22 protein-coding genes are annotated in these 23,757 nt (G+C 58.6%); 20 read left to right on the plus strand and 2 right to left on the minus strand.

The annotated features are described in order from the left end of the window. Positions 1 to 94 precede the first annotated feature (94 nt). The 7 genes from hmpA to cyoE all read left to right on the plus strand — a co-directional run bounded on the left by hmpA (position 95) and on the right by cyoE (position 7,672). Positions 95 to 1,276 (plus strand): NO-inducible flavohemoprotein, encoded by a 1,182-nt coding sequence (hmpA, locus tag KVG85_RS24865; protein ID WP_217865281.1) that lies wholly within the window; start codon positions 95 to 97, stop codon positions 1,274 to 1,276. A gap of 223 nt (positions 1,277 to 1,499) precedes the next feature. Further along, entirely contained in the window at positions 1,500 to 2,009 is a 510-nt protein-coding gene (locus KVG85_RS24870) for a disulfide bond formation protein B (protein WP_016773299.1), read from the plus strand. 827 nt (positions 2,010 to 2,836) lie between these two features. Continuing rightward, positions 2,837 to 3,778, plus strand: coding sequence for a ubiquinol oxidase subunit II (cyoA, locus tag KVG85_RS24875; RefSeq protein WP_024014231.1), 942 nt, complete (start codon positions 2,837 to 2,839; stop codon positions 3,776 to 3,778). Positions 3,779 to 3,781: 3 nt separating this feature from the next. Next, positions 3,782 to 5,812 (plus strand): cytochrome o ubiquinol oxidase subunit I, encoded by a 2,031-nt coding sequence (cyoB, locus tag KVG85_RS24880; RefSeq protein ID WP_016773302.1) that lies wholly within the window; start codon positions 3,782 to 3,784, stop codon positions 5,810 to 5,812. Between the two features lie 3 nt (positions 5,813 to 5,815). Then, positions 5,816 to 6,439, plus strand: a complete 624-nt coding sequence (gene cyoC, locus KVG85_RS24885; protein WP_016773303.1) for a cytochrome o ubiquinol oxidase subunit III — start codon at positions 5,816 to 5,818, stop codon at positions 6,437 to 6,439. After that, positions 6,439 to 6,774, plus strand: coding sequence for a cytochrome o ubiquinol oxidase subunit IV (gene cyoD, locus KVG85_RS24890; RefSeq protein ID WP_011335842.1), 336 nt, complete (start codon positions 6,439 to 6,441; stop codon positions 6,772 to 6,774). The genes cyoC and cyoD overlap by 1 nt, the downstream gene beginning before the upstream one ends. A 10-nt stretch (positions 6,775 to 6,784) precedes the next feature. After that, positions 6,785 to 7,672 (plus strand): heme o synthase, encoded by an 888-nt coding sequence (cyoE, locus tag KVG85_RS24895; protein ID WP_016773305.1) that lies wholly within the window; start codon positions 6,785 to 6,787, stop codon positions 7,670 to 7,672. Positions 7,673 to 7,771: 99 nt separating this feature from the next. Here the strand turns inward: cyoE and KVG85_RS24900 are convergent, their stop codons facing one another. Further along, on the minus strand, positions 7,772 to 9,181 hold the full coding sequence (locus KVG85_RS24900) for an aminotransferase-like domain-containing protein (RefSeq protein ID WP_217865282.1): 1,410 nt from the start codon (positions 9,179 to 9,181) through the stop codon (positions 7,772 to 7,774). Between the two features lie 122 nt (positions 9,182 to 9,303). Here KVG85_RS24900 and KVG85_RS24905 point away from each other — a divergent pair, with 122 nt between their 5' ends. From KVG85_RS24905 to KVG85_RS24950, 10 genes are all read left to right on the plus strand, one after another. Next, positions 9,304 to 10,404: an MFS transporter gene (locus tag KVG85_RS24905; protein WP_217865283.1), complete on the plus strand. Its 1,101-nt coding sequence runs from the start codon at positions 9,304 to 9,306 to the stop codon at positions 10,402 to 10,404. A gap of 35 nt (positions 10,405 to 10,439) precedes the next feature. Next, positions 10,440 to 11,708, plus strand: a complete 1,269-nt coding sequence (locus tag KVG85_RS24910; protein WP_217865284.1) for an ATP-grasp domain-containing protein — start codon at positions 10,440 to 10,442, stop codon at positions 11,706 to 11,708. Between the two features lie 30 nt (positions 11,709 to 11,738). Then, the gene (locus tag KVG85_RS24915) at positions 11,739 to 12,236 is read left to right on the plus strand and encodes a RidA family protein (protein WP_073473428.1); all 498 of its coding nucleotides are present in this window, start codon (positions 11,739 to 11,741) and stop codon (positions 12,234 to 12,236) included. A gap of 81 nt (positions 12,237 to 12,317) precedes the next feature. After that, the gene (locus tag KVG85_RS24920; RefSeq protein WP_217865285.1) at positions 12,318 to 12,803 is read left to right on the plus strand and encodes a cupin domain-containing protein; all 486 of its coding nucleotides are present in this window, start codon (positions 12,318 to 12,320) and stop codon (positions 12,801 to 12,803) included. A gap of 216 nt (positions 12,804 to 13,019) precedes the next feature. Further along, on the plus strand, positions 13,020 to 13,664 hold the full coding sequence (yfcF, locus tag KVG85_RS24925) for a glutathione transferase (RefSeq protein ID WP_217865372.1): 645 nt from the start codon (positions 13,020 to 13,022) through the stop codon (positions 13,662 to 13,664). Between the two features lie 25 nt (positions 13,665 to 13,689). Then, positions 13,690 to 15,030: a KamA family radical SAM protein gene (locus KVG85_RS24930; RefSeq protein WP_217865286.1), complete on the plus strand. Its 1,341-nt coding sequence runs from the start codon at positions 13,690 to 13,692 to the stop codon at positions 15,028 to 15,030. A gap of 29 nt (positions 15,031 to 15,059) precedes the next feature. After that, on the plus strand, positions 15,060 to 15,932 hold the full coding sequence (locus KVG85_RS24935) for a branched-chain amino acid aminotransferase (RefSeq protein ID WP_217865287.1): 873 nt from the start codon (positions 15,060 to 15,062) through the stop codon (positions 15,930 to 15,932). Between the two features lie 20 nt (positions 15,933 to 15,952). After that, entirely contained in the window at positions 15,953 to 16,711 is a 759-nt protein-coding gene (locus tag KVG85_RS24940; protein ID WP_217865288.1) for a TauD/TfdA family dioxygenase, read from the plus strand. Positions 16,712 to 16,777: 66 nt separating this feature from the next. Beyond that, the gene (locus tag KVG85_RS24945; protein ID WP_217865289.1) at positions 16,778 to 17,737 is read left to right on the plus strand and encodes a diiron oxygenase; all 960 of its coding nucleotides are present in this window, start codon (positions 16,778 to 16,780) and stop codon (positions 17,735 to 17,737) included. Positions 17,738 to 17,751: 14 nt separating this feature from the next. Beyond that, complete coding sequence (locus KVG85_RS24950) at positions 17,752 to 18,555, plus strand: N-acyl homoserine lactonase family protein (protein WP_073473412.1); 804 nt, start codon at positions 17,752 to 17,754, stop codon at positions 18,553 to 18,555. Here KVG85_RS24950 and KVG85_RS24955 read toward each other — a convergent pair. Next, on the minus strand, positions 18,552 to 19,979 hold the full coding sequence (locus tag KVG85_RS24955; protein WP_217865290.1) for an aminotransferase-like domain-containing protein: 1,428 nt from the start codon (positions 19,977 to 19,979) through the stop codon (positions 18,552 to 18,554). The two genes, KVG85_RS24950 and KVG85_RS24955, sit on opposite strands and share 4 nt — an antisense overlap. 551 nt (positions 19,980 to 20,530) lie before the next feature. Here KVG85_RS24955 and KVG85_RS24960 point away from each other — a divergent pair. The 3 genes from KVG85_RS24960 to KVG85_RS24970 are packed head-to-tail and all read left to right on the plus strand — an operon-like array spanning position 20,531 to position 23,702. Continuing rightward, the gene (locus KVG85_RS24960) at positions 20,531 to 21,724 is read left to right on the plus strand and encodes an MFS transporter (RefSeq protein WP_217865291.1); all 1,194 of its coding nucleotides are present in this window, start codon (positions 20,531 to 20,533) and stop codon (positions 21,722 to 21,724) included. Between the two features lie 32 nt (positions 21,725 to 21,756). Further along, on the plus strand, positions 21,757 to 22,374 hold the full coding sequence (locus tag KVG85_RS24965) for a CDP-alcohol phosphatidyltransferase family protein (RefSeq protein ID WP_217865292.1): 618 nt from the start codon (positions 21,757 to 21,759) through the stop codon (positions 22,372 to 22,374). Between the two features lie 17 nt (positions 22,375 to 22,391). Then, positions 22,392 to 23,702: an ATP-grasp domain-containing protein gene (locus tag KVG85_RS24970; RefSeq protein WP_122706613.1), complete on the plus strand. Its 1,311-nt coding sequence runs from the start codon at positions 22,392 to 22,394 to the stop codon at positions 23,700 to 23,702. The last annotated feature ends 55 nt before the right edge of the window (positions 23,703 to 23,757 follow it).

Consider the following 23,757-nt stretch of genomic DNA (forward strand, 5'->3'; position numbering starts at 1 on the left):
CAGGTTTCAAGCTATTGAATTCAGGGGATTAATTAGTTGGCACGAAAGCTGATATCCCCTAGGCAATCTTTCAAGAAAGCGCAGGAGTCACCTTATGCTTAGCGTCCAGGATCGTGCCATCATCAAATCCACTGTGCCTCTGCTGGAAAGCGGCGGCGAGGCGTTGATCACACATTTCTACCGCATGATGCTCTCCGAATACCCGCAAGTGCGCCCGCTGTTCAACCAGGCGCATCAGGCCAGTGGCGATCAACCCCGTGCCTTGGCCAACGGCGTGCTGATGTACGCGCGGCACATCGATCAGCTCGACCAGTTGGGCGATCTGGTGGCGAAGATCATCAACAAACACGTCGCCCTGCAGATTCTGCCAGAGCACTACCCGATCGTAGGCACCTGCCTGCTGCGCGCCATTTCCGAAGTGCTCGGCGAAGAGATCGCCACGCCTGAAGTGATGAGTGCCTGGGGCGCTGCGTACGGGCAACTGGCCGACATCCTGATCGGCGCGGAAGCCGCGATCTATGACCAGAAGGAACACGCCGTCGGCGGCTGGCGCGGTGCGCGGGAATTCATCGTTGCGGCGAAGGTGCAGGAGAGCGCGGAAATCACCTCGTTCTACTTTGAACCGGTGGACAAACGGCCGATTCTTGCGGTCGAACCGGGTCAGTACATTGGCATGAAGTTGATCCTCGACGGTGAAGAAATCCGTCGCAACTATTCGTTGTCGGCACTGGCCAATAACGGCCAGTACCGCATCAGCGTCAAGCGTGAACCGAATGGTCGCGCGTCCAACTACCTGCATGATCAACTGCACGTCGGCGCGAGCATCCAACTATTCCCGCCGTCGGGCGAATTCACCCTGGCGGCCAGCGACAAGCCGCTGGTGCTGATCAGCGGCGGCGTCGGCATCACCCCGACGCTGGCGATGCTGGAAGCCGCGCTGGCCACCGAACGTCCGGTGCACTTTATCCACTGCGCGCGCAACGGCAGCGTCCATGCGTTCCGCGACTGGGTCGATGGGCTGGCGGCGCGTCATCCGCAACTCAAGCGCTTCTATTGCTACGCCGAAGAAGATGGCGTCAGCCCGGCGGCGGACAAGGTCGGCCTGCTCAGCGAAGAACTGCTCGGCCAGTGGCTGCCGGTACAGCGCGATGTCGATGCGTACTTCCTCGGACCGAAAGGGTTCATGGGCGCGATCAAGCGGCATCTGAAAGCGTTGGGCGTTCCGGAGAAACAGAGCCGTTACGAGTTCTTCGGCCCGGCTGCTGCTCTGGAGTGATCCGAGACCGACTTGTCTCGTTGGCGAGCAGGCTCGCTTCCACCGGATTTGCGTTCGACGCAGATCCATTGTGGGAGCGAGCCTGCTCGTGAATCTTCTGCGCGCCGCAAAAGCCATGTTGGTTAATCATTCCTTAACCGCTCTATCGTTTATTGCCCCGGTGTAGACTTGCGACAATTTCAGCCGCCGGCCGGCTGGACCATGAACTTACAAAGGAAAGGCAATGAGCGAGGAAACGATGCGGTTGGGACGTGAGCGGCGCTATCTGGTGCTGCTGGGGATCATCTGCCTGGCGTTGATCGGCGGCGCACTTTACATGCAGGTCGTGCTCGGCGAAGCACCTTGCCCACTGTGCATTCTGCAGCGCTATGCACTGTTGCTGATTGCATTGTTCGCCTTCATTGGCGCGGGTATGCGCAGCCGTCGCAGCATCACCGTGTTCGAGACGCTGGTGGTGATCTGTGCGATTGCCGGGGCCGGTGTGGCCGGGCATCACGTCTATACGCAGTTCTATCCGGCGGTGAGTTGTGGCGTCGATGTGCTGCAGCCGATTGTCGATGATCTGCCGCTGGCAAAGATCTTCCCGCTGGGCTTCCAGGTTGACGGTTTCTGCTCGACGCCGTATCCGCCGATCCTCGGGCTGTCGCTGGCGCAATGGGCGCTGGTGGCGTTCGTGCTGGTGGTCATTCTGGTGCCGTTGCTGACCTCGCGTAATCGAAAAGCGCTGCGCTGAGTCAACTTCTCGGCAGAGCTGCCGATAAACAAAACGCCCCGATTTTCGCTGATGAAAATCGGGGCGTTTTGCATTTCAGAGCGTTTGTGAAAACACCGTGACGAACGGCAATGAAGCGTGCGGCAAATGTGCGACATGTTGTCACACAGGAGCTGTCGCAGGGACTCGGGATGCGGCGGATTGGCCCCCTGTTACATAAAAACATTGGCCAGTTTCAGCGTTTTCGGGCTTCAGCACGGACGTACAAGAGCAGGCAGTTTTAACAGGCACCGGCAGATGGACGAAGCCCTTGGAACATCGGGCTTTGCGCCGCTCCAGCGTCTGTAGATCGGGTGCATAGCTGTCTGATTTGAGGCGGTTACGCTGGCAGATTTTGCCGCTTTTATTGAGAAACGCTTTCGATAACTTGCGCAACTTTTGCAAAAATGGCGATGGATTGTTGCTCTGAGTGATAAAAATTATTTCGGGATAAGACATGGTGTATAGGGCGCTACCTATCTACAATCGCCCGCACTGAATTCCCGACGCTGTTCAGCCTTTATCAAGGAACTGATCAGGAGGTCGGGTGTCGAGCGAGCCGCGAGGCTTTCGAGACACCCTGGTGTCGGTGCCTTTCCAATTTTCCGCACCAAATGGAATTGGTCTGTAACAAGGCCTTTGACCACGAATTCGAATAAGAACTGAACGCTGTCCCAAGGTTTTGTCGAGCGTAAGACGCGCGACGGGCGGCCCTTATTCAATCCAAAGAAAATGCCAACCCTTGGCAGGGTGAAGTGTTGGCGATCAAAACCCAACTGCATTGCGCAAGCTGCTTTAGAGGTCGTGAGATGAGTAAAAACAGGTACCCCAGATTACTAGGCCTAGTGCCGCTGCTCGGCACGTTGTTGCTGGGAGGCTGCAACATGACCTTGCTCAATCCAACGGGCCAGGTCGGCCTGGAACAGCGCAACCTGATCATCACCGCCACGCTGCTGATGCTGTTGGTCGTCGTGCCGGTCATCGTCATGACCTTCCTGTTTGCCTGGAAGTACCGCGCTTCGAACAAGAACGCCGTCTACACGCCGAAGTGGTCGCACTCGACCAAGATCGAAGTGGCCGTATGGACCATCCCGGTGCTGATCATCATCGCCCTGGGCTACATCACTTACATCTCGACTCACGAGCTGGACCCGTATCGTCCGATCGAGTCTGACGTCAAGCCGGTGACCATCGAAGTCGTCGCGCTGGACTGGAAGTGGCTGTTCATCTACCCGGAACAAGGCATTGCCACGGTCAACAAGATCGTGTTCCCGGCGCACACGCCAATCAACTTCAAGATCACCTCCGATGCGGTGATGAACTCGTTCTTCATCCCGGGCCTGGGCGGCCAGATCTACGCGATGGCGGGCATGCAGACCAAGCTGCACCTGATCGCTGACCGCAACGCTGAGATGGACGGTATCTCCGCCAACTACAGCGGTGCCGGTTTCACCGGTATGAAATTCAAGGCTATCTCCACCACTCAGGAAGATTTCGACGCCTGGGTAAGTGAAGTCAAGAAGTCGCCTAAACAGCTTGATCAGGCTGAATACGCGGCCCTGGCCAAACCGAGCCAGAACAACCCAGTCGAACTCTACTCGTCGGTCACGCCGAACCAGTTCCAGATCATCGTCGACAAGTACGAAGGTATGAAGCCGGGCAAGCCGCTGAAGCACGAGAAGAAAGAGAAAGAAGTGGCGGCCACGGATATTGACGCGGGTTCGCATTCAGCTGCCGGGGCAGAGGAGTAAACGATGTTTGGTAAATTAAGTTGGGAAGCAGTCCCATTCCACGAGCCGATCGTGATGGTGACCATCGCCATGATCGCCCTCGGTGGTCTGGCGCTGTTCGCTGCGATCACTTACTTCAAGAAGTGGACGTACCTGTGGACCGAGTGGCTGACTTCGGTCGACCACAAGAAAATCGGCGTGATGTACATCATCGTCGCCATGGTCATGCTGCTGCGCGGCTTTGCCGATGCGATCATGATGCGTACCCAGCTGGCCATGGCCACCGAGGGTTCGCCTGGCTACCTGCCACCTGAACACTATGACCAGATCTTCACCGCTCACGGTGTGATCATGATCATCTTCATGGCGATGCCATTCTTCACCGGCCTGATGAACCTTGCAGTGCCGCTGCAGATCGGCGCGCGTGACGTTGCGTTCCCGTTCCTGAACTCCCTGAGCTTCTGGCTGCTGGTGTCCGGCGTTGTGCTGATCAACCTGTCGCTGGGTATCGGTGAATTCGCCAAGACCGGTTGGGTTGCGTATCCGCCGCTGTCGGGCCTGCAATACAGCCCTGGCGTGGGTATGGATTACTACATCTGGGCGCTACAGCTATCCGGATTGGGTACGACGTTAACCGGGGTCAACTTCCTCGCGACCGTACTGAAAATGCGTACCCCTGGCATGAAACTGATGGACATGCCGATCTTCACCTGGACCTGCACCTGGGCAAACGTTCTGATCGTGGCTTCGTTCCCGATCCTGACCGCTACCCTGGCACTGCTGACCCTTGACCGTTACATGGATTTCCACATTTTCACCAATGAACTTGGTGGCAATCCGATGATGTACGTCAACCTGTTCTGGGCCTGGGGCCACCCTGAGGTTTACATCCTGATCCTGCCGGCCTTCGGCATCTTCTCGGAAGTGATCTCGGCCTTCACCGGCAAGAAACTGTTCGGCCACCACTCGATGATCTACGCCTCGGGCGCGATCTCGGTACTGGGCTTCATGGTCTGGCTGCACCACTTCTTCACCATGGGTTCGGGTGCAAGCGTCAACGCCTTCTTCGGTCTGGCGACGATGCTGATTTCCATCCCGACGGGTGTGAAGCTGTTCAACTGGCTGTTCACCATCTACCAGGGCCGTCTGCGCTTCACCAGCCAGGTCATGTGGACTCTGGGCTTCATGGTGACCTTCGCCATCGGGGGCATGACCGGCGTACTGCTGGCCATCCCGGGTGCTGACTTCGTACTGCACAACAGCCTGTTCGTGATCGCGCACTTCCACAACGTGATCATCGGCGGTGCGGTATTCGGTTACATCGCTGGCTTCGCGTTCTACTTCCCGAAAGCGTTCGGCTTCAAGCTGCACGAAGGCTGGGGTAAAGCAGCGTTCTGGTTCTGGATCTCGGGCTTCTTCGTCGCGTTCATGCCGCTCTATGCACTGGGCTTCATGGGCATGACCCGTCGTCTGAACGCCACCACCAACCCTGAGTGGGTACCGTATCTGTACGTTGCCATGTTCGGTGCGGTGATGATCGCTGTCGGTATCGCCTGCCAGTTGATCCAGCTGTACGTCAGTGTGCGTGACCGCAACAAGCCAGAGAACGTTTGCGATCACGGTGACCCGTGGAATGCACACACCCTGGAATGGTCGACCTCGTCGCCACCACCGTTCTACAACTTCGCTGTGCTGCCTAAGGCTGACTGCATCGACCCGTTCACCGAAGCCAAGGAAAACGGTACTGCGTACCAGCGTCCGGCCAAGTACGAGCCGATTCACATGCCGAACAACACCGCCACTGGCGTGGTGATGGGCGCGCTGTTGACCGTCTTCGGTTTCGCGATGATCTGGCACATCTGGTGGCTGGCGATCGCGAGCCTGGTGGGCACCGTCGTTTACTTCGTGATCCACGCTGCACGTGACGACCAGGGCTATATGGTTCCGGTTGAAACGATCGAGCGTATCGAAGCCGAGCAGCACAAGCGTCTGGTCGCGGCAGGGAAAATCCCGGCCAATGCCACCCGTGTTGAAACCTCGTTGGAACAGGCTTAAACCATGTCGAACTTAGTGACCAATGTTGGACACGCCCATGGTGACCATGGGCACGATGACCATCACCACGACTCGGGTGAGATGACCGTATACGGTTTCTGGCTCTACCTGATGACCGACTGCATTCTGTTTGCGTCGATCTTCGCGGTGTACGCAGTACTGGTAAACAACGTCGCCGGTGGCCCGTCGGGCCACGACATCTTCGAACTGCCATACGTGCTGGGCGAAACCGCTCTGCTGTTGTTCAGTTCGATCACCTACGGCTTCGCCATGCTGGCGTTGTACAAAGGGAAGAAGCAGGCAGTCCTGGGCTGGTTGTTCATGACCTTCCTGCTCGGCGCGGGCTTCATCGCCATGGAGATCAACGAGTTCCACCTGCTGATCTCCGAGGGCTTCGGTCCTAGCCGTTCGGGCTTCTTGTCGGCGTTCTTCACCCTGGTCGGTACCCACGGTCTGCACGTTTCGGCCGGTCTGATCTGGATGGGCATCATGATGTATCAGGTCAACAAGCATGGCCTGACGTCGACCAACAAGACCCGTCTGAGCTGCCTGAGCCTGTTCTGGCACTTCCTGGACGTGGTCTGGATCTGCGTCTTCACCGTTGTTTACCTGATGGGGACTCTGTAATGGCTAATGCACACTCCCATGACAGCCACGATGCTGGCCACGGCAGCGTCAAGTCGTACGCCATCGGCTTCATCCTGTCGGTAATCCTGACCGTCATTCCGTTCGGTCTGGTGATGTACCCGACCCTGCCGAAGTCGACGACGCTGGCAATCGTTCTGCTGTTCGCAGTGATCCAGGTGATCGTTCACCTGTATTACTTCCTGCACCTGGACCGTTCCATTGCACAGCGTAACAACGTGATCGCATTCGTCTTTACGGCGATCGTGATCGTGCTGCTGGTTGGCCTGTCGCTGTGGATCATGTTCAGCATCCACACGTACATGATGGCGAAGTGAGGTAGACCCGATGTCGCTCAAGCACTTTATCCAAATCACCAAACCGGGGATCATTTTCGGTAACGTGCTTTCTGTGGCAGGCGGGTTCTTCCTGGCCTCGAAAGGGCATGTCGATCTGGCGGTGTTTCTGGCCGCCATGATCGGTACTTCCCTGGTCGTGGCCTCCGGTTGCGTGTTCAACAACTGCATCGACCGCGACATCGACCTGAAGATGGAACGCACCAAGAACCGTGTGCTGGTCCAGGGCCTGATCTCCCTGAAACTGGCCCTGGTTTACGCGACCATTCTGGGTGTTCTCGGCGTTGCCTTGTTGTACAAGGTGGCCAACCCGTTGGCTGCCTTGTTCGCAGTAATCGGCTTCATCATCTACGTCGGCTTTTACAGCCTGTACCTCAAGCGCAAGTCGGTTCACGGCACGCTGGTGGGCAGTCTGTCGGGCGCCATGCCGCCAGTGATCGGTTACGTTGCCGTGACCAACAGCTTCGACATGGCCGCACTGACCCTGCTGGTGATGTTCAGCCTGTGGCAGATGCCGCATTCCTACGCCATCGCGATTTTCCGTTTCAATGATTACCTGGCCGCATCGATTCCGGTGCTGCCAGTGAAACGCGGCATTCAAGTGGCGAAGAAGCACATCCTGCTCTACATCCTGGCGTTTCTCGTGGCGACCTTGATGCTGACCTTCAGCGGCTACGCCGGCATGAGCTACCTCGCCGTCGCCGCCGCCATGGGCATGTACTGGCTGTACATGGCCTGGACCGGCTACAAGGCAGTCGATGACACCGTCTGGGCACGCAAGCTGTTCGTGTTCTCGATCTTCACCATCACTGCGTTGAGCGTCATGATGTCCCTGGACTTCAAGGTGCCGACAGAGCTGCTGCTGACGTACGCGCCGTAAGTTTGCTGGCTTCAGAAAAAACCCGCCATCGCGAGATGCGCGGGTTTTTTTTCGGCAGATATTCGACGTGCAACGTGGTGAGTTGCACACCGAGGGTCATTACCTATCCAGCAAACGGAAAAATCGCTCCCGCACATGCACATGATCACTGTGCGCGACGTTGAACCGCAGATAGTTGCCGGCGTCTGCAGCTTTGCTCAGCAATGTGCCCGGGGCCAACACCAGATTGTTTGCCAGTCCTTGGCGGGCCAGGATTTCGGCGTTCTTGCCCGCAGGCAGGCGCGTCCAGATGAACAACCCTTCGCCGGGTAGCGACGACACCGAGCAGCCTGCTTCAACCAGCCAGGCGGCGACGCGGCTGTTGGATTCGTACAAGCGGTCGACCGTGCGTCGCGCGTGTTTGGCGTAGCTGCCATCGCTAAGCAGGGTGCAGGTGATTTGCTCGGCCAGTTCCGAGGTGACGCCGCCGCAGGCCATTTTCAGGGCGATCATTCGTGCTGCCAGGGGCGCCGAAAGCACTGCATAGCTGACCCTGCTGTTGGCGGTCAGGGTTTTCGAGAAGCCCGAGACATAACTGACGTTGTCCAGGCCGCTCGCTGCCAGACGCGGAGTGCGGCGTTGCTGGATATCGCAATACAAATCGTCCTCGACGATATGGAAGCCGTATTGGTGGCTCAACTCCAGCAAGCGGTAAACCTGGGCCGGTGAGAAGGAATGGCCGGTGGGGTTGTGCAGGGTGCTGTTGGTCATATACAGCACCGGTCGATGGGCAATCAGCAGTTGCTCCAGCGCTTGCAGGTCCATGCCGCTGCTGTCGCGCGCGATGGTAATTACCTTGGCGCCATGCAGGGCGAGGTTGGCATGCAGGTTGAAGTAGCAGGGATCATCGAGCAGCACAGTGTCGCCGGGTTTGATCAGCAGCCGCATCAACAGGTCGATGGCCTGCATGGTGTTGGCGGTGGTGATGATCTGTTCCAGCGGCGCTTCGATGCCGAATGTCGCCAGTTTCACCTGCAAGGCCTGACGCAAGGGCAGGTAACCCCCGGCGACGCCGTACTCGCCCATGCGCAAAGTGGTCGCGCGCAATGTACCGCGCACGGCTTTGAGCAACTCTTCGGCGGGCAGCCATGAGGAGGGCAAAAAGCCGCAACCGGGACGCAGTGCGCCGTTGTCCAGCAACAATGCGCGCCGCACCACGCTGAGAGTGTCCTGGGGTTGCAGATCGGGTCGTGGACCGGCGGCGGGCGATATGGCAGCGCGGTGCACGTAATGCCCCGAGCCTTGACGTGACACGACCTGGCCCTTGGCGCGCAAGCGGTCGAGGGCATCGACCACGGTCGATTTGCCGACGTTCATCAACTCCGACAATTCGCGGATCGGTGGCAGCCTGGCGCCGTGGGGCAGACCTCCGGTGCTGATGGCCTGGGACAGTTGATCGACGATCTGCTGCACCAGCGGCACGCCGGGCTGGAACTGGACTGCGGCGATCACGGCGCGTTGAACCTGCATTTTACTGGTCTCTCCGACAGTAAACTTCGCTGGATTCTATACGAACTTGCTCTGACCGGAACACGGGCGTGTCCCTACCATCGCCTTACAGATTTTACTGGTTGGCGGTCAGGAGCTTTGGGATGAGTATCGAAACAACGGTCGCCGCGGCGAAACCGGTCATCAATGTGCGGTTGTTCGTGATCCGCATGATCACCGCCGTGTCGCTGTTTGCGGTGCTGGGCAAAGCCAACGTGTGGCTCGATACCGCCACCAACAGCATTCTCGCACTGGGTTATCGTGCCCTGCTGTTGCTGCTGCCACTGACGTTGCTGATTCTCGGCCGTCGTTCGCTCAGTGTGACGCTGTTGTGTGCCAGCCTCGGCCTGGTGCTGCTGGCGCTGACCAGTCAGCAGGGGATGGTGATGTTTGCCGCAGGCCTGTTCGCCTACGGCATTGCGATTGCCGGTTACCTGATCAAGAGCGAGGCGGCGCAGACCCGGGAAGGCGCGGCATACAACCGCGTGGCAATGAACATGGGCAGCCTGGTGGCGGGGCTGATCCTGTTGTCGCCATTGCTCACGCCGACGATGTTTTTTCTCGGCGCTGCGGCATTTGTGCTGCTGTGCATGCCGATCGCCCTCGGCGCTACGTTCAGCAGCCAACCGAGCGTGGCCCGTCCGGTGACGCAGGGCGGCAGCGGCTGGCGCAACAAGCTGCCGTGGGTGATCGCCGGGATCATCATGGGCATCAAGCTGTTCGGCGTGTTCTCGATCCTGCCGCAAGCGATTCTGCTCAAGACCGGCGAACTCCCGGCCTGGTACGGGCTGATGCTGATCCTCAACAGCGCAGTAGTGGTGTTTGCTCAGGTGCCAGTGATGAACCTGATCGAACGCACCGGCCGCTTCAAGGTACTGGTGGTGATCGCGATCATTGCCGGAGGTTTCGCCGTGCTGTCCGCACCGGGCGTCTTCCATGTCGAAACCTTGCTCGGTGCGTTGATCTGGGTGGCGCTGCTGTCGATCGCCGAGTGCGCGTTCAGTTACCTCGACTACTTCTCGGTCAAGCAAAACAACATGTTCGTCAAAGAAGTTTCGCTGGGCGTCGGTGCCGGGTTGACCGTGCTGGTCATGCGCGTGGTCCCGGCGCCGTTCAACGCCGTGTTGCTGGCGCTGCTCGGTGCCGGCGGGATTCTGCTCTGGTACTGGCTGGTGCGCCGCTCCAGCGCCGAGCTGCACGATTGATTCGCAGTGTTCTCATCAAGGAGTCAGGGGTAGTCATGAGTACGAAGTCTTGCATGGTGGTGGTCGGGTATAACGGCAACCGGGTCAACGATATCCAAAAGCTGCGCGAGTGCTGCCATCGCTTGTACAACGCGCGCCTGGTGCTTCTGGTCGAGCAGGTGCAGGCGGATGATCATCGGGTGGCCGATCACGTCTGCAGTACTTCATTCGCCGAAGCGGATGTGCTCGACTCGGTTGAGCAGGTGGCCGGTTGTTTGAGTGCCGACCATTGGCAGTTGCTCGGGGTGCTGCCGTTTTCCGATCGTGGAGTCTTGCTTGGCGCGGCGCTGGCCACGCATTTCGGTCTGCCGGGTATCACCCCGGCACAGGCTCGGGCGGGACTGGACAAGCAGATTTTCCGTCAGCTCGAAGCGCGTGGCGAATCCTCCCCGGTTGACTATCGCCCAGTGGCTTCGATGCGCATCGACAGCCTGGCGCAGTTGCATCAGCGGGTGGTCGAGCTTGGCGGTAAAGGGTTCATCAAACCGGCATGTGAAGGCGCCAGTCGTGGCTGCAGGGTGATCAACCATCCGGGCGAGTGCGAGGAAGCGTGGCAGGCGCTCAAACCCTATCGCGAGGGCGGCATCGTCCTTGAAGAGCTGGTGCAGAACGCCCGTGAATACAGCTGGGACGACGTCGCCGGCAGCACCTGGATCACTGAAAAAACCACCACCGAAGGTGCTTATCGCGCAGAAATCCAGCAAGTGGTGCCGGCACCGCTGAATGCCCGGCTGCAGGCTCGGCTGATGGCTGCCGGGCAGCATATGGCGGCGCTGGTGTCGGCGGATAACGGCGCGTGGCACAACGAAGTGTTCCTGCGGGACGACGGCTTGAGTTCGGCGGTGGAAACCAACATGCGCCCCGGCGGCATGCACATCTGGGATCTCGCCCGGCACGCCTTCGAGGATTTCGATCCATGGCAACGCTGGGTGCGCTGGGCCGTGGCAGGCCACATTGACCGACATGTCCCGGTGGCACGCGGTCACTGCGGGATTCGTCTGCTGCGCGCACCGCTCGACGGCATCCTGCGCTCAATGCCTGACATCGCCGCTCTCGCGCACAACCTGGGCATGGATCTGGTAGAGGCGCTGTACGCAAAAAAGGCTGGCGATCCGGTCAGTGCCCTCGTGCAGGACAACACCGCATTTGTCGGCCACATCATGTTGTTCAATCACGATTACGCGCAGCTCAGCGATGACTTGCTGCGACTGGCCGACGCTATCGAGGCGCGGATCGAAGTCACGGTGCTGGCCCTGGCCGGTTGATGAGAAGCTTTTGTTCAAAGGGTGAAACAGATGAGTGAGCAACTACTGACTTGTGATGAACGCTTTATCGCGCTGGCCAAGGAACTGGGCTATGACATCTATGGTGAAAACACCGCCGGCGGCCACTATGCGCCCCTCGTGCGCAATCATGATGAGCTTTACGTCAGCGGCCTGGTGCCGCGCATGAACGGCAGGATCCAGTACCCCGGCCGCGTCGGTCTGGAGCTGACCCTGGCTGACGCGCAGGCGGCGGCGAGCATCAGTGCGATGCGCGGTCTGGCACTGATCGTTGATGCGATCGGCTCGCTGGACAAACTCAGGTCTTTGATGCGAGTAACCGTCTACGTCAAGTCCACTGCGGACTTTGTCGACCTAAGCGAAGTGGCCAACGGCGCTTCTGATGTATTCAGTCATGTATTGGGTGAGGCGGGCAAACATACCCGCACGACGGTCGGCGTTTATCAACTACCGAAGAACGCGGCGATCGAGGTGGACATGATTGCGGCTTTGCGTCCTTCAGCACTGTAAGTTGTAATAATGCAACTTTACATCGTCAACTTACGCAACTAGTGTTGGCCAATTCAATGGCTGGATGACAGGCGGGATTACATGAGCGGACTGCACGGTGAATTTTTTTCCTACAAGGACTTTCGACAGAGCCTGCATCATCGCCCGCTCAGTCCGAAAGTCTGGAGCCATGCGCAGCTGACGGATATGCGCCAGACGCTGGAGAACGCTGACGTCGACATTGTTGCCTTGGCAACCGCGCCGACTCTGCATGGCTGCGAAGTCACGCCCGGCGTGGCCATGGCCATGCAGTGGCTCAACCCTGGCACTGAACTCAAAGGGCACGCACACGCCTGGTGGCACCTGTTCATCATCCAGTCCGGCCACGGCAGTCTGACCCTCGGCGACGCCGGCCCGGTGGCGGTCAGCCCAGGCGATGTGCTGTTGGTGCCAGCCTGGACAACGCATGGTTTCAGCAATCGCGACGGCAATGAAACGCTGGCGATGCTCAATCTGAGCAACATGCCGCAGATGGCGTTGCTGGCCAATTTTGCCGACAGCCATGGGCTGATCACTACCCCGGCCTGACGTCGGGGGTTGTTTGCAAGGGAGCCGAAAGGCTCCCTTTTTTTTGGTGTTTTTGCCCGATGGCAATCTTGTTCTGTATCCATGCAAACGGGCAGATTCTGTATCTATTCGGATTTTAAGCAACTAACTACGATCACTTCCAAGGCATTCAACAGAGCATAAGTGCCCCGCTGATAAGGGGTGCGCCTGAATGCGCTTAATACACAGGAGTGTTTTATGGGCGGTGTAAAACTGAAGTTGTATGTCGGCGCAGATTTTATCAGTGCCTTCGCCATGTCGGCATTTGTCGGGCTCAAGGAAAAGCAACTTTCATTCGATCTGGTGACGCTCGACTTAAAGGCACGGGATAATTATTTGCCGGCTTATCGTGATCTTTCACTGACTTGCAAAGTTCCCACACTGATTCACCAAGGCTTCGCACTTGCCGAGTCTTCGGCCATTGCCGAGTACCTCGACGAGATCGCCCCCGGTCATCCGAGATTGTTACCGCAGGATACCCGCCAGCGCGCTCGGGCGCGGCAACTGCAAGCCTGGCTGCGCAGCGATCTGCTGGTGATCCGCAAGGAACGTCCTGCCGATCTCATCTACTTCGGGCCGCGCGATACACCGCTGTCGGCAGAAGCACAGAGCGCGGTGCAACGTTTGTATTTTGTTGCAGCGCACCTGTTGGAGGACGGCGCCGAACACCTGTTCGGTGAGTGGAGTATTGCCGACACCGACCTCGCAATCATGCTCAACCGCCTGTTGGCCAACGGCGATCCGATGCCGGCGCTCCTCGCCGACTACGTGCGTCGCCAATGGCAGCGCGACAGCGTCCAGGCGTGGCTCGATCAGCCCCGCGCGATGCCGTTGCAAGCCTAAACCCCCGCGAGCCAGGAGCGCTGCCATGCAAGGACTTTCACCTTACGATCGTTACAAGCCCTACACCTCACGCAGCATTCGCGAAACGCAGTACTGGCACAAACTCACCCCGCAGTTGCAGGAAGCCATGGACGTGGTGGCGCGGGTGATGCCGTTTCGAACCAATGACTATGTGCTCGGCACGCTGATCGACTGGGACAACATTCCCGACGATCCGATCTTCCGCATGACCTTCCCCCACCGCGACATGCTGTTGCCGGAGGAGTACGACGCACTCAAGCGCCTGATCGAGGCGGGTGATCCGTCGGCGATCAAGCGCCGCATCGAATCGATCTGGCTGCGGATGAATCCGCACCCGGCCGGGCAACTGACGCACAACGGCGTCAGCCTCGACGGCAAAATCCTTGAGGGGATTCAGCACAAGTATCGCGAGACCGTGCTGTTTTTTCCCGGTGCCGGGCAGACCTGCCACGCCTACTGCACCTTTTGTTTCCGCTGGGCACAGTTCATCGGCGAGGAAGAGCTGAAGTTCAACGCCCGTGAATCCCAGGAGCTGGTGAGTTATCTGCAGCAGCACACCGAAGTGACGGACGTGCTGATCACCGGTGGCGATCCGATGATCATGAACGCCCGTTCGCTGGCCGGGTACATCGAGCCGTTATTGACGTTGCCGCACGTGAACAGCATCCGCATCGGCACCAAGTCCGTGGCGTACTGGCCGCAGCGCTTTGTCAGTGACAAGGACACACTCGAGTTGCTGGCGCTGTTCGAACGCATCGTCGCGGCCGGTAAAAACCTTTCGATCATGGGCCACTACAACCACCCGGTTGAACTGCGTCAGGACATCGCCCGCCAGGCCGTGGCGAATATTCGAGCGACTGGTGCGACCCTGCGCATGCAAGCACCGGTGATTCGCCATATCAACGAAAACCCCGCCGACTGGGCAGCGTTGTGGACCGAAGGCGTGCGCCTCGGCGCGACGCCGTACTACATGTTTGTCGAGCGTGACACCGGACCGAGCCACTATTTCGCGATGCCGCTGGCGCGGGCCTTTGAAATTTTCCAGGCCGCCTACCGCAGCGTTTCCGGTCTGGCGCGTACCGTGCGCGGGCCCTCCATGAGCACTTTTTACGGCAAGGTCCTGATCAACGGTATCGAGACCGTTGCCGGGGAAAAAGTCTTCGTTCTGCAGTTTCTGCAGGCGCGCAATCCGAAGTGGGTGCTGCGCACCTTCTATGCCGGTTTCGACCCGCACGCGACGTGGTTCGATGAGTTGCGCCCGGCGTTTGGCGAACGCGCATTTTTCTTTCAGAGCGACGCGGTGACGACGCCTGAGTTGATACCGGTGCTGCTGCAGAGCGCTTAGGACGAATACCTCAAAGGAGAGAAAACGACATGAGCGCAATTCCGTTTGATCAACGCGATGGTGTGATCTGGCTCGACGGCGAGTTTGTCGAATGGTCACAGGCGCGGCTGCATGTGCTCAGTCATGGGCTGCATTACGCCAGCACCGTGTATGAGGGCGAGCGTGTGTATGGCGGCAAAATCTTCAAGTTGCATGAGCACACCCAGCGCTTGTATCGCTCGGCGCAATTGATGGATTTCGCCATCCCCTGGTCGCCGCAGGAACTGCAAGCCGCCAGTCGGCAATTGCTCCAGCGCAACGCCGTACTAGACGGTTATCTGCGCCCTGTGGCGTGGCGCGGCAGCGAGATGATCTCGACCTCTGCGCGCTTCAACCGGGTGCATGTGGCGATTGCCTGCTGGCAGTGGCCGAGCTACTTCGACCCCGAGGCGCGGATGGCCGGCATTCGTTTGAAAACTGCGGATTGGCGTCGACCGCCGCCGCAGAGCAGTCCGTTCGAAGCCAAAGCCTCGGGGCATTACCAGATCGCCACGCTGAGCAAACATGACGCGGAAAACAACGGCTATCACGATGCCTTGATGCTCGACTGGCGCGGCCATGTCGCCGAGGCCACGAGCGCGAATGTGTTCTTCGCCAAGGGCCGGACGCTGCACACACCGCTGGCTGACTGTTTTCTCAATGGCATCACGCGCCAGACCGTGATCGAGCTGGCGCGTGCCCTCGATTACCAGGTTATCGAGCGAACGATATTGCCCACTGACCTGGGTGACTTCGATGAGTGTTTTCTCACCGGCACCGCCGCCGAAATCACCCCGGTACAAAGCATCGACCAGCAGCGCTTCGAGCCGGGCATTGCCTGTCGCGAATTGATTGCCGCCTACACCTCAACCGTTAACGCCTGAATCACAGAAGGACCGCCACCATGTCAGATCAAGGACTTGCCGTGTCCGCACCTTATGCTGCGCTGAGCCATCGTCACGACGAGCTGGCGACGCGCGGCTGGACGGTGCTGACGCCCGAAGAGTTTGCCCACGATGTCGAGGGCGTTTTACACGGCTTCGGCCCGATCGTTCCGCAGTTCAACGGGCAAACCGCGTTCGCCATCACGCGTAAACCGGGCTACGAGGACCTGCCTTATTCGCAGAGCATGAACGGCATCGGCCCGCACACCGAGGCACCGGTCTACGGGCCACCGCCACGCTACCTCGCCTTGCATTGCCTGCGGCAGGCGACCTGTGGCGGCGGGCATACCGGGTTGGTTGACGGCATTGAGTTTCTGCGCTCGCTGACGTCCAGCGAACCCGAGCTGCGCGAGTGGCTCGACGACCATCCGGTCGAGTTCGTCGCCACCGCCAAACCCGGCGAGCCGGACCAGCGCCGTGTGCTCGAGTACATCCTCACGCCGACGGCCTCCGGGGATATTTTCCGCTTCAGCTACAACCAGTTTCACTACGGCGATGTGAACCCGTCGAAGCAAGCGCTGGAGCAATCGCAGGTGGCCGACAGTGATACGCCGCTGGCGCGATTCGCTCGGTTGGGCGAGGCGTATTTCGTCGAGCACAACACCCCGGTGCTGATCCCCGACGGTTGCCTGCTGATCTGGGACAACTGGCGAATGATCCACGCCCGCAGCCGCTACAGCGATCCGGCGCGTCACCTCACGCGTTACTGGCTGGGCTGATTTTTCCGACTGCCTTCTTTCCATTGGCGTACCCCTGGCGGGTACGCACCTTACGGGTACCGTGTCATGCAAACAGCAATCGAGATTGCCACCGTTGATCATCAACTGGTGGTGCGGCTGAATCAGGCCTGGAGCAAGCGTGCGACGGTGTGTTCGCCGGACAAAACGGCTGCGGTCGAGACGTTCGACCCGGCGCGGGCCGACTACCCCGAGCGGCTGGTACCGTTTTTCAATCATGCGGACTTTCAGGCACTCAGTGCCGAGCTGAAAAGCGCGGTGCTGACCTGGGGCTGGATCGGTTACAACCTGCGCACCGTCACCGCCGAGGAACACGTGGTCAACCCGGCGCTGAGCGTGATCGCCAACCAGTATCTGGGGGCCGATGACTGGCACTTTCGCGAGGCCATGCAACAAACCCTGATCGACGAGCATTACCACACGTTGATGCACCTGCGCGCCATCGAGCGCACCCGCGCTGAACGCAATCTGACAGTCATGCTCGAGCTGCCGCCGTCGGTGACTTATCTGCGCCTGCGGGCCCTGCAGGAAACCCTGAGTGAGCAATGGCAGCGTGACCTGGCAGCGATCACCTTCGCGGTGGTTGCGGAAATCAGCGTCAATGCCTACCTCGATCTGTTGGCCGACGATCAGAGTATTCAGCCGCAGAATCGCCGCGTCGCCGAACTGCACAACCGCGACGAATATGCCCACAGCAAAGTGCTCGCCGAAGTGGCCAAGGTCATGTACGCCAACATGCAGGTGGCCCAGCGCGAATTTTTCACCCGCACCTTGTCGCAGGCCCTCAGTGCGTTTGTTGCCCAGGATTACTCGATGTGGGAAGCGATCCTGACGCAGCTGGGTGTGCAGAAAGCGGCGCGGATAATCGAGCAAACCCGCGAAAGCAATCGCAACGCGACCATCATGCGTGATTACAGCGGTCTGCATCGTCTGGCTGAGGATCTGGGCATCAGTGCGCAGCTCGATTTCGACTTCCGCCCAACCCTGAAAACTACAGCGGCAGCCTGAGCCGGGAGATGAACATGAGCGTTCCTGTGTACGAAGTATTCGCTATCCGTGTTGGCGCCAACGCGCAGCGCACTGCTCGGGAAAACTTTCTCTACGATGCCTGCTGTGGTGATCCGAACGCTTCGATGCCGCTCGATTATTACTTCTGGGTCATCCGTAACGAAGCGCACGTAGTGGTGGTCGACACCTGCTTTCAACCGGCCACGGCGGATCGGCGCAACCGGCAGATGTACCGTCGCCCGGAAAATTCCCTGCGCCAGTTGGACATCGATCCGAGCCAGGTCAAGCAAGTGATCCTGACCCATCTGCATTGGGATCACGCCGGTAATCTGGGGTTGTTCCCAAATGCCACGGTGCATTTGCAGGAAGCCGAACTGCGCTTCTGCACCGGGCCGAAAATGGCCCATCGCACGGTCAACAAAACCTACGAAGTCGAGGACGTCATGTCGGCGCTGCCGCCGCTGTTCGAGGGACGCTTGCGTCTGCACACCGGCAGCGTCGAGGTGCTGCCGGGGCTTACGGTGCATCCGGTCGGGGGGCACACGCCGGGTAGTCAAGTGGTGCGCGTGCACACCGAGCGTGGCTGGATCGTGCTGGCCTCGGATGCCGCGCATTTATGGGCGAACATTCGCCAGCGCAGTCCGTTTCCGATCCTCGACGATCTGGCGCAAACCCTGGAAGCCTTCGACCTGATCGATGCGCTGGCGGACGGCGCGGATCACGTCATTCCTGGACATGATCCGTTGATCGCCGAGCGCTTCGCCCACTGGAACGATGACCCGCACATCATCAGCCTGCACCGGCCACCGATTGCCTAACGTTGTTCGTCGAGCAGTCGTCCGAGGGTTTGCAATGCCTCATCGATGCGCGAAGAAAACGGTGTCCCGCAGGCAATACGCAGGCAATGGCCGAAGCGCTGGGTGTTGGAAAAAATGTCACCAGGGGTGATCTGGATACCCACCTTCAGCGCTTCGTGAAACAGCGTCATCGCCGACAGTTGCCGGGGCAGTTCCACCCACAGTAACGTCCCGCCGCGGGGTGCGGTGGCGCGAGTTCCGGCAGGGAAATAGCGGATGATCGCAGCGCTGGTCTGTTGACGTTGTTCGGTGAGGATTTTGCGCAAGCGACGCAGGTAGCGTTCGTACGATGGACTCTTCATGAAGGCGCTGACGGCCAGTTGCGACAGCGCTTCACAGCCTCGGGTCTGGGTGTGTTTAAGCATCTCGACTCGTTCATGCCAGCGTCCGGCGCTGATCCAGCCGAGGCGTATGCCTGGCGCCAGAGTTTTGTTCAGCGAAGCGCAATAGATCAGATTGTCGTTGCGGTCCCAGTGCTTGAGGGTGGACAGCGGTTGTTCGGTGTCGACCAGATCGCCATAAGTGTCATCCTCGATCAGCACAGTGCCATGCTCATCGCACAGCTCGACCAGTCGCGCCTTGTGTGTGTCGGGCATGATGCTGCCGAGCGGGTTTTGCAGATTGGGAATCACGATCATGGCACGGACCGGTTCCGGTCCCTTGAGCATTTGTTCGAGGGCAAAGAGATTCAAGCCGCTGTGGGCGGTGGTCGGCACTTCGAGCACGCGCAAGTTGAGACTCTCGAGGATTTGCAGCAGACCGTAAAACGTCGGCGACTCCACCGCCACGGTGTCGCCGGGCTGCGTAACCGCGCGCAACGCCAGATTGATCGCCTCGGTGGCGCCATTGGTGATGACAATGCGCTCGGCGGGCATATTGGCTTTGCTCGCCAGCGCGCGTCTGGCGAGTACCTGGCGCAACACCGGGTTGCCGCACGCCGAACCTGGCGCGCCGAGCAAGTGCCGATCCACGCGCAGGGTCTTGGCCATGTGCGTCTGCAAAGTCTTTAGCGGATACAACTCCGGTGCACAGTAGGCGCTGGCGAAATTGATTTTGACTGCGGCCTGCTGACTGGCCTTGAGCACCGAAGACACCTGTTGGTGAATCCCCACGTACACGGCGCTGTCCAGCGGCACCGGTGCAGCAGGGGCGGGTGGTTTCGGTTTGTCGGGCTGGCGGATGAAGTTGCCCGAGCGCGGCCGCGCCTCCAGCACGCCTTGGTCCTCCAGCGCCCGACAGACCTGCACGGCGGTGGACAGACTCACCGCGTGTTTTTCCATCATCAATCGAATTGAAGGGAAGCGTTCGCCGGCCTTGAGGGTGCCGGTGCGAATCGCGTCAAGGTAGTGGTTGGCGAGCTGACGATAAAGGGGCGTGGTGTTCATGATGACCTCAGCAATCGCACCACTGAAGTCTTGGGCTGGAAAGTGAGTTGACGCTCTCTGCGGGCGGATCCGTGGTGCTCATGGGTTGGGAAAAGGATTTTCTGGCACAGGCCGACCTGTGCACGGTCGCCGTTTTGGGTGGCCTGCGATAGTTGCGGGAGGGGCATTGATTGCCGTAGATGCTGGCACTTTGCAATGGGCCAGGCTGAATAGCCTGCGTAACCGTTTATAAATCAGCCATGCGGGTGCAACCATGCTGGCGGACAGGGTGTAACTAGTTGTCAGGAGTGCACTTTGTTAGTGCAACCGGGTAGCACCATTACATACTTGGTAAGCTGGTGAGCGCCGCTATTGGTAGTTGGTTATCTGTTGGCTTAAGTGTTCCAGTGCTTGTAACAAGTTTGTGACCTTCGAGCTTCAGCGCACTAAAAGAGTGCGTGGTTTTTGCCTAGCAAAAGTTTATGACAGATCTGTTAAAAAATATTGCCGAGGGATTTTTTTTACTATAGCGTGTGCCCCGTAAGCAGGAAGCTTTAACAGTGAAGGATCACATGAATATCACTTATTCAACCAAGAACCTGACGATCCTGATATGGATCGTAAACCTCTGTGCCATTTGCGCCTCTACCCTCAGTTATATCTACCTGTCTTATTACACTTACAAGGAAACCGACAATCTGCTGTATTCGCAGATCGTGCTGTTTTCACCGATGGTATTGCCCGTAGTATTTGTCGGGCAGATATATCGGCTCTCTGACCGGATCTCTCCGCGGACCTTGCTCCTGTTGTCCAATGCCGTGGCATTGCTGGTGGCAGTGTTGGTTTATTCGATATTGCCGACGGTTGCCCTGATTGCCATTGTCGGTGGCGTCGCGATCGGTACCCTGGACGCGCTGCAACGGGTGGGTCGCATCGTCGCGATCAAATGCTATTTCAACTCGCAGAACGTCGAGTCGACAGTGCCTTTGACGCTGACTGCGCAGTTCATTGCTGGCGGTATCGCCGGTGCAACAATGGGCCTGGTCAAAGGCGAGATGATGCCTTGGCAGGCTATGCTGATCACCGCCACGCTGTTTGCGATCGCAGCCGGTGCCGCCTTTCTGCTGCCCAAAGCCGATCGTCCGGCCAGCGGCGCGTTGCCGCCATCTGCTGCACTGATCGCGACGTTCTCCCAGTTGATGAAAACGACGCCTTCGCTGCGTAGCAGCTTTGCCAGCTTCATCATCTTTGTCAGTGTCTACCAGGGCTTCTTCAACGTTTCGCGGATCATTCTGCCCGCCCATGTGCTGGGTTTGTCGGAAGGTTATGTCGGTCTGTTGCAAGCCGTGAACAGCATGGCCGCATTGGCCGGGGCGATCCTCTACTACAAGCTCAACAAGCGCGGCCATCGCCTGGCACCGCTGTCGATGGCCGGTGCCAGTGCGCTGTTCATGATGACCGCGGCCTATGGTGGCGGGTTTGCCTCCAGCTACATTGCTTACTTCTTCTATATCTTTTTCTTTGAACTGGCGTTTTTCAAACTGCAATCGGATGTGGTGCTGGCGACGCCGGCCAATGCAATGCCTTTGGTGGCGTCGGTGCAATATGCGGGCGTCTACGCCGGGATGATCATTACAATCTTCTTTGGCTCATTACTGGTTGAACATATTGGTTTGTTTGCCACCAGCATGGTATTTGCCGGCAGCTATCTAATCGTTATGAAGTTATTATCGTCAGGTCTAAAGCCGGTCGAGCAAACTGTTTAATTAAACTTTTCCAGACAAGGAAGTCATGATTCATGCGCCATATAGTGCCGCTGTTTCCGTTCGTGCGTTTTCTCGATCTGGCTAATTGGGTAACCACCTTAAACATACTGTTGTCCTTTATTGCCGTGGTCGCGGCCTATCAAGGTCAGTTGTCCTGGGCCGCCACTATCATTTGCCTTGCCGCGATACTCGACTTCGTCGACGGCCACATCGCGCGGACCTGGTTGTCCGCTGATGCGCCCCGTCGGGCATTCGGCAAACACCTGGACAGTTTTGCCGATCTGCTGAATTTCAGCGTCGCGCCGGCGCTGATCCTGATTCTGCTGTTCCCTTCTTTTGCGAGTGTCGCGGTGGCCGCCGGTCTGGTGCTCTCGGGTGTGCTGCGCCTGGCGGTGTTTGCCATCAATGATCCGAAAGCGCCGGTCGGCTATCGCGGGTTGCCGACCACCTATTCCGGCTTGCTGTTCGCCCTGGCTTTTCAGGCAGTGGACGCCAGCCATCTCGCCGCCCATGCCCTGGTGTGGCTGACTTTACTGATTGCCGTGTTGCAAGTGACCAATCTGAAATTGCCGAAATTCAAGGCAATGCCCACGGTCACGTTCATTGCGGTGGTCTTTTCCCTGAGCACTTTTCTCCTTCACAACGCATAAGTACACGGAGCGCTTTTATGAAACACGTCGTTTTGGTCGACAGTACTGTCAGTGGCCTGCTGGCTTTCGAAGCTGCCAAGCGTCTGGGTTGTTACGTGACGTTCATTCACCAGCGCGATATGTCATTCCTGACCATTTCGGTGAAGGGCGACCAGTCGAAGATCGAGCCTTATCTCAAGCACGTCGACGAATACATCCGTGTCGATTCGCTCAATGGCGATGAGTTTCACGATCTGCTGGTAAAGCTCAACGACACCCGCAAGATCGATGCGCTGATCACCACGTCCGAAGCGGCGATTGTTGCCGTGGCCCGCGAAGCTGAACTGCTCGGTACGCGTTACCCGAGCCATGAACATCTGTGCGGCGCCGTCTACAAGAGCCGCCTGCGTGAAACCCTGCGGGCAAACAATGTGCGCTCCCCGGATTTCCAGGTGTTGACCGAAAGCCAATTGGCCGAAGGGGTTGTTCCGCGCCTCGCACTGCCGTTCGTGGTCAAGCCGACCCGTGGTTTCTCCAAGCAGTTCTCGGCGATCTGTTTCACCAGGAAAGACTTCGATGCTTTCGTCGAAAACATCCGTCAGGCCCGCGCCGATTCCGACCCGATGATCGATGGACTGGTGAGCCGTGAATACCTGGTCGAGCAATACGTCAACGGCACGCTGCACTCGGCAGAAGTGATCGTGCAGAACGGCGTGGTCTCCTGCTATGCGACGACCATTCGTTTCCGCGCCGACTACAACGAAATCCTCGAGATGACCGCGACCATGCCATCCGGCCTGGACACGGCGGCACGTGACGAAATCAAAGCATATGTGCAGCAGGTCTTCAGTGCTCTGAAACTGGACATCGGCCTGTATCACGTCGAATTGCTGCGCGATGAAAACGGTCCGTGCCTGGTGGAAATCAACGCACGGATGATGGGCAGCGTCGCCCCGCAGATGTATCGCATGCTGACGGGTATCGACCCGTTCGAAATGCTCATCCGCCTGCACTTGGGCGAGACCATCAAGATTGACGATTCGCTCATCGAAACGGCCGGCACCGTAGTCACTGTCGCTTCGCGGCATGGCGGCCGGATATCCACCAGTTACGATCCGAGCCTGTTGCAACCGTTGCTGGATAAATACGAAATCACCTTCTGCACCGCGCATGTCGCTCCGGGTCAGGAAGTGAGTGTGTACAGCGGCAATATCGGCACTATCGGCCACGTCATCGTGCTCGACAGCTGCCCGTACGCCGCAGCAAAAAAGGGCAATGAGTTCCTTGCTGAGCTGTCGCTGCTGTACGGCAACGAGCTGGCGAAATACACCGGTCCCGAGTTGCTCTGAAGCACACGCGTACCCGGCGCCCGGTGGCCATCGCTGTCCCCAACGGATTGTAATC

Source organism: Pseudomonas triticicola, assembly GCF_019145375.1.
Classification (GTDB): domain Bacteria; phylum Pseudomonadota; class Gammaproteobacteria; order Pseudomonadales; family Pseudomonadaceae; genus Aquipseudomonas; species Aquipseudomonas triticicola.

What these genes read in the sequence shown, in the direction of transcription:
- hmpA (WP_217865281.1), top strand. Translation starts at nt 95, where the DNA reads ATGCTTAGCGTCCAGGATCGTGCCATCATCAAATCCACTGTGCCTCTG.
- KVG85_RS24870 (WP_016773299.1), top strand. Translation starts at nt 1,500, where the DNA reads ATGAGCGAGGAAACGATGCGGTTGGGACGTGAGCGGCGCTATCTGGTG.
- cyoA (WP_024014231.1), top strand. Translation starts at nt 2,837, where the DNA reads ATGAGTAAAAACAGGTACCCCAGATTACTAGGCCTAGTGCCGCTGCTC.
- cyoB (WP_016773302.1), top strand. Translation starts at nt 3,782, where the DNA reads ATGTTTGGTAAATTAAGTTGGGAAGCAGTCCCATTCCACGAGCCGATC.
- cyoC (WP_016773303.1), top strand. Translation starts at nt 5,816, where the DNA reads ATGTCGAACTTAGTGACCAATGTTGGACACGCCCATGGTGACCATGGG.
- cyoD (WP_011335842.1), top strand. Translation starts at nt 6,439, where the DNA reads ATGGCTAATGCACACTCCCATGACAGCCACGATGCTGGCCACGGCAGC.
- cyoE (WP_016773305.1), top strand. Translation starts at nt 6,785, where the DNA reads ATGTCGCTCAAGCACTTTATCCAAATCACCAAACCGGGGATCATTTTC.
- KVG85_RS24900 (WP_217865282.1), bottom strand. Translation starts at nt 9,181, where the DNA reads ATGCAGGTTCAACGCGCCGTGATCGCCGCAGTCCAGTTCCAGCCCGGC.
- KVG85_RS24905 (WP_217865283.1), top strand. Translation starts at nt 9,304, where the DNA reads ATGAGTATCGAAACAACGGTCGCCGCGGCGAAACCGGTCATCAATGTG.
- KVG85_RS24910 (WP_217865284.1), top strand. Translation starts at nt 10,440, where the DNA reads ATGAGTACGAAGTCTTGCATGGTGGTGGTCGGGTATAACGGCAACCGG.
- KVG85_RS24915 (WP_073473428.1), top strand. Translation starts at nt 11,739, where the DNA reads ATGAGTGAGCAACTACTGACTTGTGATGAACGCTTTATCGCGCTGGCC.
- KVG85_RS24920 (WP_217865285.1), top strand. Translation starts at nt 12,318, where the DNA reads ATGAGCGGACTGCACGGTGAATTTTTTTCCTACAAGGACTTTCGACAG.
- yfcF (WP_217865372.1), top strand. Translation starts at nt 13,020, where the DNA reads ATGGGCGGTGTAAAACTGAAGTTGTATGTCGGCGCAGATTTTATCAGT.
- KVG85_RS24930 (WP_217865286.1), top strand. Translation starts at nt 13,690, where the DNA reads ATGCAAGGACTTTCACCTTACGATCGTTACAAGCCCTACACCTCACGC.
- KVG85_RS24935 (WP_217865287.1), top strand. Translation starts at nt 15,060, where the DNA reads ATGAGCGCAATTCCGTTTGATCAACGCGATGGTGTGATCTGGCTCGAC.
- KVG85_RS24940 (WP_217865288.1), top strand. Translation starts at nt 15,953, where the DNA reads ATGTCAGATCAAGGACTTGCCGTGTCCGCACCTTATGCTGCGCTGAGC.
- KVG85_RS24945 (WP_217865289.1), top strand. Translation starts at nt 16,778, where the DNA reads ATGCAAACAGCAATCGAGATTGCCACCGTTGATCATCAACTGGTGGTG.
- KVG85_RS24950 (WP_073473412.1), top strand. Translation starts at nt 17,752, where the DNA reads ATGAGCGTTCCTGTGTACGAAGTATTCGCTATCCGTGTTGGCGCCAAC.
- KVG85_RS24955 (WP_217865290.1), bottom strand. Translation starts at nt 19,979, where the DNA reads ATGAACACCACGCCCCTTTATCGTCAGCTCGCCAACCACTACCTTGAC.
- KVG85_RS24960 (WP_217865291.1), top strand. Translation starts at nt 20,531, where the DNA reads ATGAATATCACTTATTCAACCAAGAACCTGACGATCCTGATATGGATC.
- KVG85_RS24965 (WP_217865292.1), top strand. Translation starts at nt 21,757, where the DNA reads ATGCGCCATATAGTGCCGCTGTTTCCGTTCGTGCGTTTTCTCGATCTG.
- KVG85_RS24970 (WP_122706613.1), top strand. Translation starts at nt 22,392, where the DNA reads ATGAAACACGTCGTTTTGGTCGACAGTACTGTCAGTGGCCTGCTGGCT.